The 14,065-nt window shown below is 67.4% G+C and carries 12 protein-coding genes; 4 read left to right on the forward strand and 8 right to left on the reverse strand.

Features of this window, described 5'->3' with window-relative positions:
• Positions 1-43 precede the first annotated feature (43 nt).
• The 3 genes from AWC18_RS08440 to AWC18_RS08450 are packed head-to-tail and all read right to left on the reverse strand — an operon-like array spanning position 44 to position 3,281.
• The gene (locus AWC18_RS08440) at positions 44-1,216 is read right to left on the reverse strand and encodes a thiolase family protein (RefSeq protein ID WP_085138401.1); all 1,173 of its coding nucleotides are present in this window, start codon (positions 1,214-1,216) and stop codon (positions 44-46) included.
• Positions 1,216-2,280, reverse strand: a complete 1,065-nt coding sequence (locus tag AWC18_RS08445; protein ID WP_064998052.1) for a thiolase family protein — start codon at positions 2,278-2,280, stop codon at positions 1,216-1,218. The genes AWC18_RS08440 and AWC18_RS08445 overlap by 1 nt, the downstream gene beginning before the upstream one ends.
• An 8-nt stretch (positions 2,281-2,288) precedes the next feature.
• Positions 2,289-3,281 (reverse strand): Zn-ribbon domain-containing OB-fold protein, encoded by a 993-nt coding sequence (locus AWC18_RS08450; RefSeq protein WP_064998053.1) that lies wholly within the window; start codon positions 3,279-3,281, stop codon positions 2,289-2,291.
• Between the two features lie 58 nt (positions 3,282-3,339).
• On the opposite strand from AWC18_RS08450, the gene AWC18_RS08455 reads away from it, so the two are divergent.
• Positions 3,340-4,371, forward strand: a complete 1,032-nt coding sequence (locus tag AWC18_RS08455) for an LLM class F420-dependent oxidoreductase (RefSeq protein WP_064998054.1) — start codon at positions 3,340-3,342, stop codon at positions 4,369-4,371.
• A 24-nt stretch (positions 4,372-4,395) separates the two neighbouring features.
• On the opposite strand, the gene AWC18_RS08460 is transcribed toward AWC18_RS08455, so the two are convergent.
• Positions 4,396-5,121, reverse strand: a complete 726-nt coding sequence (locus tag AWC18_RS08460; protein WP_109560026.1) for an acetoacetate decarboxylase family protein — start codon at positions 5,119-5,121, stop codon at positions 4,396-4,398.
• Positions 5,122-5,149: 28 nt separating this feature from the next.
• On the opposite strand from AWC18_RS08460, the gene AWC18_RS08465 reads away from it, so the two are divergent.
• Complete coding sequence (locus AWC18_RS08465; RefSeq protein ID WP_085138403.1) at positions 5,150-6,379, forward strand: cytochrome P450; 1,230 nt, start codon at positions 5,150-5,152, stop codon at positions 6,377-6,379.
• A gap of 23 nt (positions 6,380-6,402) precedes the next feature.
• On the opposite strand, the gene AWC18_RS08470 is transcribed toward AWC18_RS08465, so the two are convergent.
• The 3 genes from AWC18_RS08470 to AWC18_RS08480 all read right to left on the reverse strand — a co-directional run bounded on the left by AWC18_RS08470 (position 6,403) and on the right by AWC18_RS08480 (position 9,294).
• The gene (locus AWC18_RS08470) at positions 6,403-7,287 is read right to left on the reverse strand and encodes a type IV toxin-antitoxin system AbiEi family antitoxin (RefSeq protein WP_085138504.1); all 885 of its coding nucleotides are present in this window, start codon (positions 7,285-7,287) and stop codon (positions 6,403-6,405) included.
• Between the two features lie 232 nt (positions 7,288-7,519).
• Positions 7,520-8,494: an NAD-dependent epimerase/dehydratase family protein gene (locus tag AWC18_RS08475; protein ID WP_085138404.1), complete on the reverse strand. Its 975-nt coding sequence runs from the start codon at positions 8,492-8,494 to the stop codon at positions 7,520-7,522.
• Positions 8,494-9,294, reverse strand: coding sequence for a crotonase/enoyl-CoA hydratase family protein (locus AWC18_RS08480; RefSeq protein ID WP_064998058.1), 801 nt, complete (start codon positions 9,292-9,294; stop codon positions 8,494-8,496). The genes AWC18_RS08475 and AWC18_RS08480 overlap by 1 nt, the downstream gene beginning before the upstream one ends.
• Positions 9,295-9,363: 69 nt before the next feature.
• Here AWC18_RS08480 and fadD19 point away from each other — a divergent pair, with 69 nt between their 5' ends.
• Together fadD19 and AWC18_RS08490 are read left to right on the forward strand one after the other, a co-directional pair.
• Positions 9,364-11,016, forward strand: coding sequence for a medium/long-chain-fatty-acid--CoA/3-oxocholest-4-en-26-oate--CoA ligase (fadD19, locus tag AWC18_RS08485; protein WP_085138405.1), 1,653 nt, complete (start codon positions 9,364-9,366; stop codon positions 11,014-11,016).
• A 64-nt stretch (positions 11,017-11,080) separates the two neighbouring features.
• Entirely contained in the window at positions 11,081-12,496 is a 1,416-nt protein-coding gene (locus tag AWC18_RS08490) for a WS/DGAT/MGAT family O-acyltransferase (RefSeq protein ID WP_064998060.1), read from the forward strand.
• Between the two features lie 3 nt (positions 12,497-12,499).
• On the opposite strand, the gene AWC18_RS08495 is transcribed toward AWC18_RS08490, so the two are convergent.
• The gene (locus AWC18_RS08495; RefSeq protein ID WP_064998061.1) at positions 12,500-14,053 is read right to left on the reverse strand and encodes a succinic semialdehyde dehydrogenase; all 1,554 of its coding nucleotides are present in this window, start codon (positions 14,051-14,053) and stop codon (positions 12,500-12,502) included.
• Between the last annotated feature and the right edge of the window lie 12 nt (positions 14,054-14,065).

Raw genomic sequence — 14,065 nt, forward strand, 5'->3', positions numbered from 1 at the left:
TCCTTCTCAGTTGGCGGGCTTGATGCGACGGTCTCGACCCTCGCTAACCGCCCGGCTTGTCGGCGCCGACAACCCACATCGAGTAGTACTGCGAGCCGCCGCCGTAGGCGTGGCCAAGCGCCTTGCGGGCGTTGGGCACCTGGTGGTCGCCGGCCTTGCCCATCACCTGGATCGCGGACTCGGCGAACCGGATCATGCCCGAGGCGCCGATCGGGTTGGACGACAGCACTCCGCCGGAGGCGTTCACCGGCAGCTTCCCGCCGATCGCCGTCTCGCCGGCCTGGGTGAGTTTCCAGCCCTCGCCGGGTGCCGCGAAGCCCAGGTTCTCCAGCCACATCGGCTCGAACCAGGAGAACGGCACATAGATCTCCGCGGCGTCGATCTCGTCGATCGGACTGGTGATCCCGGCTTCCTTCCACAGCGCGGCAGCCGCGTCCCGGCCGGCCTGCGGATTGACCTGGTCGCGACCGGCGTAGGCCAACGGCTCGGTGCGCAGCGCGGTGGCGTGGATCCAGGCCACCGGCTCGCCGGCGTCGATGCGGACCTGCGCGGCGGTCTCGTCGCCGATCACCAGCGCGCAGGCACCATCGGATGAGGGGCACGTCTCATCGAAACGAATGGGATCCCAAAGCATTTGGGACGACATCACCTTCTCCACGGTGATGTCGGGCTGGTGCAGGTGCGCCAGGGGGTTGCGGGCGCCGTTGAGGCGATCCTTGACCGCGACCATCGCGCCGATGTCGTTCGGCGCTCCGGAACGGCGGATGTAAGCACGCACGTGAGGGGCGAAATAACCGCCGGCGCCGGCCCCGACCGGTTTGGTGAACGGCACCGGGATGCTCAGCGCCCACATGGCGTTGGACTCCGACTGCTTCTCCCAGGCCATCGCCAGCACGCGCCGGTACTTGCCGGACTTCACCAGGCTGGCCGCCACGATCGCGGTCGAACCGCCCACCGACCCCGCGGTGTGCACCCGGATCAGCGGCTTGCCGGTGGCGCCCACGGCGTCGGCCATGAACAACTCGGGCATCATCACGCCCTCGAAGAAGTCCGGCGCCTTACCGACCACCACCGCGTCGATGTCGTCGAACGTTGAGCCCGAGTCGGCCAGCGCGCGGTCGATGGCCTCACGCACCAGGCCGTTCATCGACACGTCCTGGCGCTTGGCGACGTACTTGGTCTGCCCGGTACCCAGCACCGCAGCGAGTTGGCCCATCAGTTGCGTCCTTCCATGACCGCGACCAGATTCTGTTGCAGCGCCGGGCCGCTGGTGGCATGCGCCAGCACACGTTCGGCCGAACGGTTGAAGATGTGCTGCGCCGCGAAGCCGATTCGCTCCAGTCCGGCGACGAACATCGGGTTGGCCGCCAGGGCCCCGCCGGAGGGATTCACCTTCGTCTTCGACGGCAGGCGCATCGCCTCGGTCACGATCAGGTGCTGATGGGTGAACGGTGCGTGGATCTCGGCGACGTCCACCGCCGGCAGGTCGTCACCGGTGGCGGCGCGCGTCGAGGCGGTGGTCGACGGCGACCGGGTCAGGTCGCGGCTGCCGAGCACTCCGGATTCGATGCGGTGCTCGAAACCGGTGATCCAGGCCGGGTTTTCGCACAGTTCACGGGCTCTGTCGCCCGCGGCCAGAACGATCACGGCAGCGCCATCGGTGATCGGTGCGATGTCGTGCCGGCGCAGCGGGTCGGCGAAGAACGGACGCTCCAGCAGCTCGTCGAGGTTGGCCGATGACTCCACCGAATCCACCCGTTCGGCGACCAGGAACGAATCCATTGCCACCCGCGCCATCTGCTCAGCGGTCCACTGGCCGCCGTCCAGGCCGAGGCGGGCCTGCAGTGCTGCGATCGAAACGGAGTCCGGCCACAGCGGCGCGACGGTATAGGGGTCGGTCTGCAGGGCAAGGATGCGGCGCAGCTGGCCGGCCGAAGACTTGCCGAACCCGTAGGCCAACGCGATGTCGACCTCGCCGGTCAACACCTTGATGTAGGCCTCATACAGCGCCCAGGCGCCGTCCATCTCCACGTGCGACTCGTTGATCGGCGGAACCGCGCCGATCGAGTCGATCGCCGAGATGAACGAAAAAGCCCGGCCGGCAAGGTAATCCGAGGAACCGGAGCACCAGAAGCCGATGTCGCGCTGGGAGATGCCCAGCTCGGAGTACAACTGAGCGAAACACGGCATCAACATCTCGACGCCGTTGGTGGTGCCGTCGGTGCGGCGAACGTGCGGGGCGTGGGCGAAGCCCACCACCGCGACATCGCGTTGCGTCATGCTGCCCCTCACAGGTGGTGCTTGTAGGTGTCGTAGTCGGCGTCCGGTTCGCCGGAGGGCCGGAAGTACTCGATGTTGTCGATGCCCAGGCCCCACTCTTCGCGGGGCTTCCACACGGCCTCGACCCGCAGGCCCATCCGCACCTCGTGGGCGTCGATCTCAGACACCAGATGCAGGAAGGGGATGTCGGCGCCGTCGAGCAGAACATAGGCGGCCACATACGGCGGCTTGATGCGCTGCCCGGCGAACGGGATGTTGATGATCGCGAACGTCGTCACCGTGCCCTTGTCGGGCAGCTCGACGAAGGTGTCCAACGGCAGACCGGTGGCCGGATCGGCCTCCTTGGGCGGGAAGTACAACTTGCCGTCGGCGCCGGTGCGCGCCCCGAGCAGCTTGCCCTCCTGCAGCGCACGCAGATACGCGCTCTCCGGCAGCGATGCGGTGTGCTGGATCTCCAGGGTGGAGGGGGTCACGATCATGGTCACCGGGTCGCGCTCATCGGGGGTGTCGGCCGGCGGCTCGGCGTCCTCGCCGACGGCGAAGTAGGCGATGTCGGTGATCGCGCCGACGGTCTCGTCGGCCCAGTGCGCGTGCACCCGGGTGCCGACGCTGATGTCCTTGGGGCTGTCGACTGCCACCGCGTGCAGCAACGGCACGTCGGCGCCGTCGAGCTTGATCAGTGCCCAGGCGAACGGGGTGTCCAGCGGCTGGCCCTCCAGCGGCGCCGGCTGCCACGACCACGACACCACGGTGCCGACACTGGCCACCGGTACGATCTCGGTGAGCGGTTCGTAGCTGACCGGGTCATACTCGGCCGGCGGCACGTACACCCGACCGTCGGAACCACGGACGCCGACGATGCGGCGCTCACGCAGAGCGGTGAAGAAAGCGCCCAGAACGGGGCCGACTGAACGTGTGTAGTCGAAGGACAACTTCAGCGGCGCAGAAAGAGGTGGCTCATGCTCATCGATCTGCGCGCGGTTGCTTTGGCTGGCAGTCACGGCATCGAGTAGAACAGGTTCTAACAATGGTGGCAAGCAGGCGAGCGAGGAGCCAAGGATGAAGCTGGGACTGCAACTCGGATATTGGGGCGCGCAGCCGCCTGCCAACCACGCCGAACTGGTGGCAGCTGCCGAGGACGCGGGTTTCGACGCGGTTTTCACCGCTGAGGCCTGGGGCTCCGACGCCTACACGCCGCTGGCCTGGTGGGGCTCGTCGACGTCACGGGTTCGGTTGGGCACCTCGGTGGTTCAGCTGTCGGCGCGCACCCCGACCGCATGCGCGATGGCCGCCTTGACCCTGGACCACCTCTCCGGTGGCCGCCACATTCTGGGCCTGGGCGTGTCCGGCCCTCAGGTGGTGGAGGGCTGGTACGGCCAGCGCTTCGGCAAACCGCTCGCCCGCACCCGCGAGTACATCGACATCCTGCGCCAGGTCTGGGCCCGTGAGGCCCCGGTGACCAGCGCCGGCCCGCACTACCCGCTGCCGATCAGCGGTGAGGGCACCACCGGGCTGGGCAAGGCCCTCAAGCCGATCACCCACCCGCGCCGGGCCGACATCCCGGTGATGCTCGGCGCCGAAGGCCCCAAAAACGTCGCGCTGTCGGCCGAGATCGCCGACGGCTGGCTGCCCATCTTCTACTCCCCGCGGCTGGCCGGCATGTACAACGAATGGCTCGACGAGGGCTTCGCCCGCCCGGGTGCTCGCCGTACCCGCGAGACCTTCGAGATCTGCGCGACGGCCAACATCGTCATCACCGAAGACCGCGCCGCGGCGTTCGCGGCCATGAAGCCCTACCTGGCCCTCTACATGGGCGGCATGGGGTCCGAGGACACCAACTTCCACGCCGAGGTCTACCGCCGGATGGGGTATGCGGAGGTCGTCGACGACGTGACCAAGCTGTTCCGCAGCGGGCAGAAGGACAAAGCCGGCGAGATCATCCCCGACGAACTGGTGGACGACGCCGCGATCGTGGGCGACATCGACTACGTCCGTCAGCAGATCAAGGTCTGGGAAGCCGCCGGCGTCACCATGATGGTGGTCACCGGCCGCAGCACCGAGCAGATCCAGCAGCTGGCCTCGCTGATTTAGCGTCGTCCGGCGTGACGCCCAGACTCAGGCGTTAACCACTGCGGCGTCGCCGAAGGTCATCTCGACGCGGCCCACCGTTGACGACATCATCGGCCGTTTCGGCAGGCCCAGTGCGGCCAGCTCGCGGGCGTAGGGATGGGTGCCCAGCCGCAACGTGGTGCCGCCCAGCGACCCGCGCGCCTTCGAAACCCGCATCTCCCAAGGCACTTGGCGGGTGACGCCGTCGAGGTGGCTGAATGCCTGCAGAACCCGCGGCCGGGATGTGAACAGTCCCGGCACCGGCAGCCCGCGACCGAACTCCATGGTGGCGATGTGCTGGCCGTCGGCGGCGACGTCGAAACCCAACTGCCGGCCGTCGCGAACAGTGAAGTCCGCCATGATCTTCGGGAATCCCCAGATGGTCCGGCCCGCCTCGCACGTAAACGCTTGGTCGACGGGCAGGTGGTGGATGAACGCCCCGGCGGAACCCAGTGCTCGCCAGCCGCTGGCCTCGGTGCCGGGCGGGTTGACCATCACCGCCGTGCCGAACTCCAGGTAGCGGCCGAGGTCGCCGTCGATATAGCGGGCCAGCATCAGATTGACCACGGCGCGTCCCGGCTGCTGCTGGAACACCTGCAGCCCGCTGTAGTCGATCATCGCCTGCGCGGCATCCGCCGGCACCGAGAACATTGCGGAATGCACGTCCGCATGACGGATGCGAACGGGCATGGTAAGCACAGTGCCAGCGATGGTGTGCTGTGAAAGAGCCATGCCTGTCACTGTAATCCGGAGGACGCCCATGACCGAGGTAACGGCCGATGCGTTGCCGGCCACCAAGCCGGACGTCGATCTGACCGACGGCACGTTCTACGCCGACGGGGGCGCGCGTAGGGCCTACGCGTGGATGCGGGCCAACGAGCCGGTGTTCCGGGACCGCAACGGGCTGGCCGCGGCGTCGACCTATCAGGCCGTGATCGACGCGGAACGTACGCCCGAGGTGTTCTCCAACGCCGGCGGCATCCGTCCGGACCAGCCGGGTTTTCCCTACATGATCGACATGGACGATCCCGCGCACCTGTTGCGCCGCAAGCTGGTCAACGCCGGATTCACCCGCAAACGGGTGCATGCCCAGCTGCCGTCCATCGAGACGTTGTGCGACACCCTCATCGACGCGGTCTGCGAGCGCGGGGAGTGCGACTTCGTGCGCGATATCGCCGCCCCGCTTCCGATGGCGGTGATCGGTGACATGCTCGGCGTACTGCCCGAACAGCGCGGCATGTTGCTCAAGTGGTCCGATGATCTGGTGTGCGGGCTGAGTTCGCACCTCGACCCGGAATCGGCCACCTTCCAGGCCGTGATGGAGGCGTTCAGCGCCTACACCGCGTTCACCATGGACCTGATCGGCAAACGCCGAGCCGAGCCCGCCGACGACCTGTTCTCCATCCTGGTCAACGCCGAGGTGGACGGGCAGCGGATGAGCGACGACGAGATCGTGTTCGAGACGCTGTTGATCCTGATCGGCGGCGACGAGACCACCCGGCACACCCTTTCCGGCGGCACGGAGCAGCTGCTGCGTCACCGCGATCAGTGGGAGTTGCTGCGCAGCGATCCCGATCGGGTGCCGGTGGCGATCGAGGAGATGCTGCGGTGGACCTCGCCGGTGAAGAACATGTGCCGCACCCTGACCCGCGACTTCGAGTTCCACGGAACGCAGCTGCGCGAGGGCGAGAAGATGCTGCTGCTGTTCGAGTCGGCAAACTTCGACGAGTCGGTGTTCGAAGAGCCGGAACGTTTCGACGTCACCCGCGATCCCAACAGTCACGTGGCATTCGGCTTCGGCACCCATTTCTGCCTGGGCAACCAGCTCGCCCGGCTGGAACTGCGGCTGATGACGCAGCGGATCCTGCAACGGCTGCCCGATCTGCGGCTGGCATCTGACAACGCGCTGCCGCTGCGCCCGGCGAACTTCGTCAGCGGCTTGGAGGCGATGCCGGTGGTGTTCACCCCGAGCAAGCCGGTGCTGGCGTAGCCGCCCGGACGGCGAGCGTGTGATCAGACGCGAAAATTCGCGGATTTCGCTGACTGATTACACGTTCGACGAGCCCACGCGTCGCGGACACGGCCGATGATGCTGCCTTCGGTGTCTTCGCGTGTGATCCGCAGATCGATCCAGCCAAGACCGGTGACCGTCTCGTGGCGGCGGATGTCCTTGTTGAATTGCCGCGGGCTCGTGCGGTGGTGGTCGCCCTCATAGTCCAGGCCGACTTTGATGTCCTCCCAGCCCATGTCCAGCACTGCGACCAGTTGCTCCCACGCGTCGTAGACCGGGATCTGGGTCTGCGGGGGTGGGAAACCCGCCCGAATCAGCAACAGCCGCAACCAGGTTTCGCGGGGAGATTCGGCGCCGGCGTCGACGAGTTCCAGCGCCTTGCGCGCACGGCGGATCCCTCGCCGGCCGCGGTAGCGCTCGGCCAGCACGTCGACATCGGCGATCTTGAGATCGCTGGCCCGGGCGAGCGCGTCGATGGCCGCCACGGCCTTTCCCAGCGGATAACGGCAGGCGAGGTCTAACGCGGTCCGGGCGGGCGTGGTGGCGGGAAGGCCCGCAACAATGCGGAACTCGTCGTCACCGATGCGGTCCGACCAGGTGTGGACACCCTTGGGCGGCCGGCGGCAGTCATAGAGCAACTCGGCGGGAGCACGGTCTTCGACCCACTTCGCGCCGTGCAGGGCGGCGGCGGATTGCCCAGCGATCACCCCGCGCCGTCGAGACCACAACCACGCGGCGTGCGCCCGCAGCGCGGCGGTGGGCTCCGTTACCCGCGGCACATAGACGTCGGGATGGATCGCGGTGAATCGGCTGCTGAGCGCGTACTTGGTCAACCGCGCTGCGGCTACGGCTTCGCTACCTAGGAATGGTTGGCCGGGTTCTCCCATGGCGGGAGTCTGCACACCGACACCGACAAGATCGTCCACCTATGCCGAGCGTGTACTCAGACCGAGAAATCGCCCGAAAATTCGGGCTGATTACACGCTCGGCGCGAGACGGTCGGGCAAAGGCGCGAGACGGTCGGGCAAAGGCGCGAGACGGTCGGGCAAAGGCGCGAGACGGTCGGGCGTGGGCGGCGCGAGACGGCCGGACAAAGGCCCGCGAAGGCCCGCGAAGGGATCAGTGCGCCCGCAGCGACTCGATGATCGCCTCGGTCGGCGACCGCCACGTCAGGCCCAGATCGGCCAGCGTGGCCGAGTCGTCGGTCGGAGTGGCCGAGGTCAGCAGCCAGGCTGCCTCGTAGCTCAGTGACTCCGGCAGCGGCAGCAGCTTGCTGGCCAGGTCGCTGACCCGGCCGATGCCCTTGAACACGCCGGGGGCCACCGGGATTCGCCGCACCGGCTTGCCCAGGCCCTGCTCCACCGCGGCGATCATCTCGTCGAAGCTGACCATGATCCCGCCGCACAGGTAGCGGTGCGGTCCGCGGCCGGGCCGCATCAGCGCCTCGTGCACCAGTCCGATGTCGCGGACGTCGACCATTGCCATGCCGCCGCGCACCACCGGCGCCACCCGGTACTTCACGATCGGCGCCCAGCCGCGTTCGGTGACGCCCGGAGCGGTGTGGAACGCCGGGCCGACCACGCTGGAGGGATAGGTCACCACGACAGGCGCGCCCTCGTCCTGCAGCCGGCGGGCCACCCGCTCGCCGTAGGCCTTGGTGCGGGCGTAGGCGCTGCGCCCGGGCACGGTGGGCGAGTCCGGGCCGATGATCCCGTTCGGCGGCGGAAACAGCGCGCTGTAGCTGCTGACCGACACCACCGGGTCCAGGCCGGCGGCCACGGCACGGGTCAGGATCGCCTCGGTGGCGTAGGCGTTGATGTCCCACATCAACTTTTCCTGGCGGTCGTTGGTGCCGACCACCCCGGCGGCGTGCAGCACCGCGTCGCAGCCGTCCAGCAGCGCCGCCACCACCGCGGTGTCGCGGATGTCGCCGTCGAGCACCTCGAGGGTCCCCAGCTCACCCAGCCGGGGAATGATGGGCTCGTCGCCGCAGCCCGGGGCGACCAGCAGCCGAACCGAATGCCCGGCTTCCAGCAGCGTCTTGACGGTGTGGGCGCCGAGGTAGCCGGTGCCGCCGGTGACTGCGATCCGCATCAGCGGTTCTTGAATTCCGGCTTGCGCTTTTCGGCGAACGCCCGCGGACCCTCTTTGGCGTCCTCGCTCAAGAAAACCTTGATGCCGATCTTGGTGTCGATCTTGAACGCGTCGTTCTCGTGCAGGCCTTCGGTCTCGTGGATGGTGCGCAGGATCGCCTGCACCGCCAGCGGCCCGTTGTTGTTGATCTGTTCGGCGATCTCCAGTGCCTTGGTCAGGGCTTGGCCGTCCTCGACCACATGGCCGATCAGGCCGATCTCCTTCGCTTCGTCGGCGGTGATGTGCCGACCGGTGAACAGCAGGTCACAGGCAATGGTGTAGGGAATCTGGCGGACCAGTCGCACCGCGGAGCCGCCCATCGGGTACAGGCTCCACTTGGCCTCGGCAATGCCGAACTTGGCGCTCTTACCGGCGATGCGGATGTCGGTGCCCTGCAGGATCTCGGTGCCACCGGCGATGGCCGGGCCCTCCACCGCGGCGATCAGCGGCTTGGTCAGGCGGCGGCCCTTGAGCAGGCCGTCGATGCGCGACGGGTCGTAGCTGCCGTCTTTGAAGGAGTCGCCGGGCGCCTTCTTGTTGGCGGACTTGAGGTCCATGCCGGCGCAGAAGTAGCCGCCCGCTCCGGTCAGGATGCAGCTGCGGATCTCGTCGTCGTTGTCGACGCGGTCCCACGCCTCAACCATGATCGCCAGCATTTCGCCGGAAAGGGCGTTGCGCACCTCCGGCCGGTTCAGGGTGACGATCAGGGTGTGTCCGCGCTGCTCAATGAGGGCGTGGGGCTGCTCTGACGACTCGGACACCGGCGTCCGCCTTTCCGGGTTGGATCCTCGACTTGAAATCGAAATGTAACACGTTCTAGTTTGTGTGTTGTGGCTCTCAACATCGCCGACTTAGCCGAACACGCCATCGACGCCGTACCGGATCGGGTTGCCCTGATCTGCGGCACGGAACAGCTGACCTATGCGCAGCTGGAGGAGAAGGCCAACCGGCTGGCCCATCACCTCATCGACCAGGGCGTCAAGAAGGACGACAAGGTAGGCCTGTACTGCCGCAACCGCAACGAGATCGTCGTTGCGATGCTCGGCATCATCAAGGCCGGCGCCATCTTGGTCAACATCAACTTCCGCTACGTCGAGGGTGAGCTGCGCTACCTGTTCGAGAACTCGGACATGGTCGCCCTGGTGCACGAACGCCAGTACTCCGACCGGGTCGCCAACGTGCTGCCCGACACCCCGAACGTCAAGACCATCCTGGTGGTCGAGGACGGCAGCGATCTGGACTACCAGCGCTACGGGGGCGTGGAGTTCGAGGCCGCGCTGGCACAGGGCTCACCGGAGCGTGACTTCGGACCCCGCAGCGCCGACGACATCTACCTGCTCTACACCGGCGGAACCACCGGATTCCCCAAGGGCGTGATGTGGCGCCACGAGGACATCTACCGGGTGCTGTTCGGCGGGACCGACTTCGCCACCGGTGAGCCGATCGCCGACGAGTACGACCTGGCCAAGCAGGCCGCCGCCAACCCGCCGATGGTCCGTCTGCCGATTCCGCCGATGATCCACGGCGCCACGCAGTCGGCGACCTGGATGTCGCTGTTCAGCGGGCAGACGGTGGTGCTGGCACCGGAGTTCGACGCCGACGCGGTGTGGCGCACGATCGAGGAACACAAGGTCAACCTGCTGTTCTTCACCGGTGACGCGATGGCGCGCCCGCTGCTGGATGCGCTGCTGGCCCATCAGGACGCCGGCAACGAATACGACCTGTCGTCGCTGTTCCTGCTGGCCTCCACCGCGGCACTGTTCAGCCCGAGCATCAAGGAACGCCTGCTGGAGCTGTTGCCCAACCGGATCATCACCGACTCCATCGGCTCCTCGGAGACCGGTTTCGGCGGCACCAGCATCGTCGCCAAGGGCGAAGAGCACACCGGTGGCCCCCGGGTCACCATCGACAAGAACACCGTGGTGCTCGACGAGGACGGCAACGAGGTCCAGCCGGGCTCGGGCGTGCGGGGCATCATCGCCAAGCGGGGCCACATCCCGGTCGGCTACTACAAGGACGAGAAGAAGACCGCCGAGACGTTCCGCACCATCAACGGCGTGCGTTACGCGATCCCCGGCGACTTCGCGCAGGTCGAGGCCGACGGCACCGTGACGATGCTGGGCCGCGGGTCGGTGTCGATCAACTCCGGTGGCGAGAAGATCTACCCCGAGGAGGTCGAGGCCGCCCTCAAGACCCACCCCGACGTATTCGACGCGCTGGTGGTCGGGGTGCCCGACCCCCGCTACGGCCAGCATGTGGCGGCGGTGGTGCAGGCGCGCGGAGATGCCCGGCCGTCGCTCGAGGAGATCAACGCCTGCGCGCGTACCGAGATCGCCGGCTACAAGGTGCCCCGCAGTCTGTGGTTCGTCGACGAGGTCAAGCGCTCCCCGGCCGGCAAGCCCGACTACCGCTGGGCCAAGGAACAGACCGAAGCCCGTCCCGCCGACGAGGTGCACGCCAAGCATGTGGCAGCCGAGAGCTAGATTCACCAAATCTTTTGACGGTGAGCCGCTCCCGGCGAACCGGTGTCCGAGCTAGTCTCTGTCGATGCAACGACTTTCGGGCGTCGACGCCGCGTTCTGGTCCGGTGAAACCCCTGGCTGGCACATGCACGTCGGTGGGCTGGCGATCTGCGACACGACCAATGCGCCGAACTACAGTTTCGAGCGGGTCCGTCAGCTGCTGATCGAGCGGCTGCCACAACTGCCGCAGCTGCGCTGGCGGGTCACTCCTTCCCCCTTGGGACTGGACCGCCCGTGGTTCGTTGAGGACGAGAACCTCGACATCGACTTCCACCTGCGGCGCATCGGCGTTCCCGCCCCCGGCGGGCGTCGCGAGGTGGAAGAGCTCGTGGGCCGGCTGATGTCCTACAAGCTGGACCGCTCCCGCCCGCTGTGGGAGATGTGGGTGATCGAAGGCGTCAGCGGCGGCCGGGTCGCAACCCTGACCAAGATGCATCACGCGATCGTCGACGGTGTCTCGGGCGCGGGGTTGTTCGAGATCATGCTGGACGTCACCCCGGAGCCCAGGCCGCCCGACCCCGAGACGGTCGGGTCCTCGAACGGGGCCACCATGCCCAGCTACGAGCGCCGCGTCCTCGAGGAATTGGTCAACGTCACGGTCAAGACGCCCTATCGGATCGGCCGACTGCTGCAGCAGACCGTGCGCCAGCAGATCGCCACGGTCGGACTGGGGCTGCCCCGCAAGCCTCCGCGCTACTTCGACGCGCCGGTGACCCGGTTCAACGCCAGCGTGTCGCCGCACCGCCGGATCAGCGCCACGCGCGTCGAGCTGGCCCGGGTCAAAGCCGTCAAGGATGCCTACGGAGTCAAGCTCAACGACGTGGTGCTGGCCATGGTCGCCGGCGCCGTCCGCGAGTATCTCCGGGAGCGTGGCGAACTGCCGGACAAGGCGCTGGTGGCCCAGATCCCGGTGTCGACCCGTACCGAGGAAAGTCAGGGCGAGGTCGGCAACCAGGTCAGCTCGATGACCGTGTCGATGGCGACAGACATCGAGGGAGCGGCCCAGCGGCTCAAGACGATTCACGCCAACACTCAGAGCGCCAAACAGATGGCCAAGGCGCTCTCGGCGCACCAGATCATGGGACTGACCGACACCACCCCACCCGGGCTGGTGCAGCTGGCCGCGCGTGCCTACACCGCGACCGGGCTGGCCAACCGGCTGGCCCCGATCAATCTCGTCGTCTCCAACGTGCCGGGCCCGCCGTTTCCGATCTACATGGCCGGGGCGGAGCTGGAGTCACTGGTGCCGCTCGGTCCGCCGGTTATGGACGTGGCGCTGAACATCACCTGTTTCTCCTACCGCGAACACCTCGACTTCGGGTTCGTGACCACGCCGGAAGTCGCCGAGGACATCCACAAGATGGCCGACGCGATCGAACCGGCGCTGGCGGAGCTGGAGCGCGACATCGACCGGGGGAAGAACCGGACCGGCCGGCGCTGAGCGCTACCGTCCCGGCAGTGCCTGCACCACCCGGATCATCGGGGTCAGCAGCTTCTGCCACAACGGCGTCGAGATCCCCAGCGGCGGGTCCAGATTCAGGACACGGGCGGTGGCGACGGTCTGCGGCTCGGTGTACTTGAGGATCCCGTCGGCTCCGTGGCGACGGCCCACCCCGGAGGCCTTCATGCCGCCCATCGGCGCGGCGACGCTGCCGAAGGCCAGCGCGTAGCCCTCGTCGACATTGACGGTGCCGGACTTGATGCGTGCGGCGATCGCCTCACCCTGCGCCTTGGTCGCGGCCCAGACACTGGCATTCAGACCGTACTCGGTGTCGTTGGCCTTCGCGATAGCCTCCTCGACGGAGTCGACGGGGTAGATGGAGACCACCGGCCCGAACGTCTCGTTGCGTGCGCACTCCATCTCGTCGGTGACGTCGGTCAGCACCGTCGGCTCGTAGAACAGCGGCCCGATGTCGGGGCGGGCTTTGCCGCCGGCGACCACCTTGGCGCCCTTGGCTTTCGCGTCGTCAACGTGGTTGGAAATGGTCTTGATCTGGTCTTCGGAGATCAGGCTGCCCATGTCCGCGGTGAAGTCGTAGGCGGCAGAGAGCTTCATGGCGCGGACCTGCTCGGCGAACTTCGCGGCGAACTCCTCGGCGACATCGCGTTCGACGTAGATGCGCTCGATCGAGATGCACAACTGTCCGGCGTTGGAGAAGCAGGCGCGGGTGGCTGCCTTGGCCACCTCGGACAGGTCGGCGCCTTTGGTCACGATCATCGGGTTCTTGCCGCCCAGCTCGGCGGAGAAACCGATCAACCGGGAGCCGCACTGCTCGGCCAGGGTGCGGCCAGTGGCGCTGGAGCCGGTGAACATCAGATAGTCGCACTGCTGCACGATCGCGGTGCCGACCACCGATCCCGGCCCGGGCACCACCGCGAACAAGTCGCGCGGCAGGCCGGCCTGATACAGCAGTTCGACGTTGGCCAGCGTGCAGTAGGGGGTCTGGCTGTCGGGCTTGACCACCACCGCGTTGCCCGCCAGCAGGGCCGGGATGGCATCGGAGATCGACAGCGTCATCGGGTAGTTCCACGGCGCGATCACGCCCACCACGCCCTTCGGGTGGTAGTTGATCACGGTCTTGACGATCCCGGGCAGCAGTCCCGGCACCCGCTTGGAGGCCAGCAACTTGGTGGCCTGGCGCGCGTAGTAGCGCGCGTTGAGCATGATGTCGAGGATTTCCTCTTGAGCGGCCGAACGCGCCTTGCCGGTCTCCGCCTGGCAGACGTCCATCAGGAAGTCCCGGTTGGCGATCACCAGGTCGCGGTAGCGCTCGATGATCGCGCTGCGCTCTTTGACGCTGCGCGCCGCCCAAGTGCGCTGCGCGGCCCGGGCCTTGGCGAACGCCGCTGTCACGTCGTCGGCGTTGCCGACCGGGATGGTGGTCAGCGGCTTGCCGGTGAAGACCTCGTCGATGGTCCGGGTCGCACGGCTTTCCAGGTCATCGATGGCGCACAGTTGACGCAGCCGGTCGAAGTCTGCGGCGGATGGAGCGGGCATGGGTGTCTCCTA

The organism is Mycolicibacter nonchromogenicus, assembly GCF_002101775.1.
Taxonomy (GTDB): domain Bacteria; phylum Actinomycetota; class Actinomycetes; order Mycobacteriales; family Mycobacteriaceae; genus Mycobacterium; species Mycobacterium nonchromogenicum.

Excerpts from the sequence above, each read along its gene's own strand:
- AWC18_RS08440 (WP_085138401.1), bottom strand. The coding sequence starts at position 1,216 with ATGGGCCAACTCGCTGCGGTGCTGGGTACCGGGCAGACCAAGTACGTC.
- AWC18_RS08445 (WP_064998052.1), bottom strand. The coding sequence starts at position 2,280 with ATGACGCAACGCGATGTCGCGGTGGTGGGCTTCGCCCACGCCCCGCAC.
- AWC18_RS08455 (WP_064998054.1), top strand. The coding sequence starts at position 3,340 with ATGAAGCTGGGACTGCAACTCGGATATTGGGGCGCGCAGCCGCCTGCC.
- AWC18_RS08460 (WP_109560026.1), bottom strand. The coding sequence starts at position 5,121 with ATGGCTCTTTCACAGCACACCATCGCTGGCACTGTGCTTACCATGCCC.
- AWC18_RS08465 (WP_085138403.1), top strand. The coding sequence starts at position 5,150 with ATGACCGAGGTAACGGCCGATGCGTTGCCGGCCACCAAGCCGGACGTC.
- AWC18_RS08470 (WP_085138504.1), bottom strand. The coding sequence starts at position 7,287 with ATGGGAGAACCCGGCCAACCATTCCTAGGTAGCGAAGCCGTAGCCGCA.
- AWC18_RS08475 (WP_085138404.1), bottom strand. The coding sequence starts at position 8,494 with ATGCGGATCGCAGTCACCGGCGGCACCGGCTACCTCGGCGCCCACACC.
- AWC18_RS08490 (WP_064998060.1), top strand. The coding sequence starts at position 11,081 with ATGCAACGACTTTCGGGCGTCGACGCCGCGTTCTGGTCCGGTGAAACC.
- AWC18_RS08495 (WP_064998061.1), bottom strand. The coding sequence starts at position 14,053 with ATGCCCGCTCCATCCGCCGCAGACTTCGACCGGCTGCGTCAACTGTGC.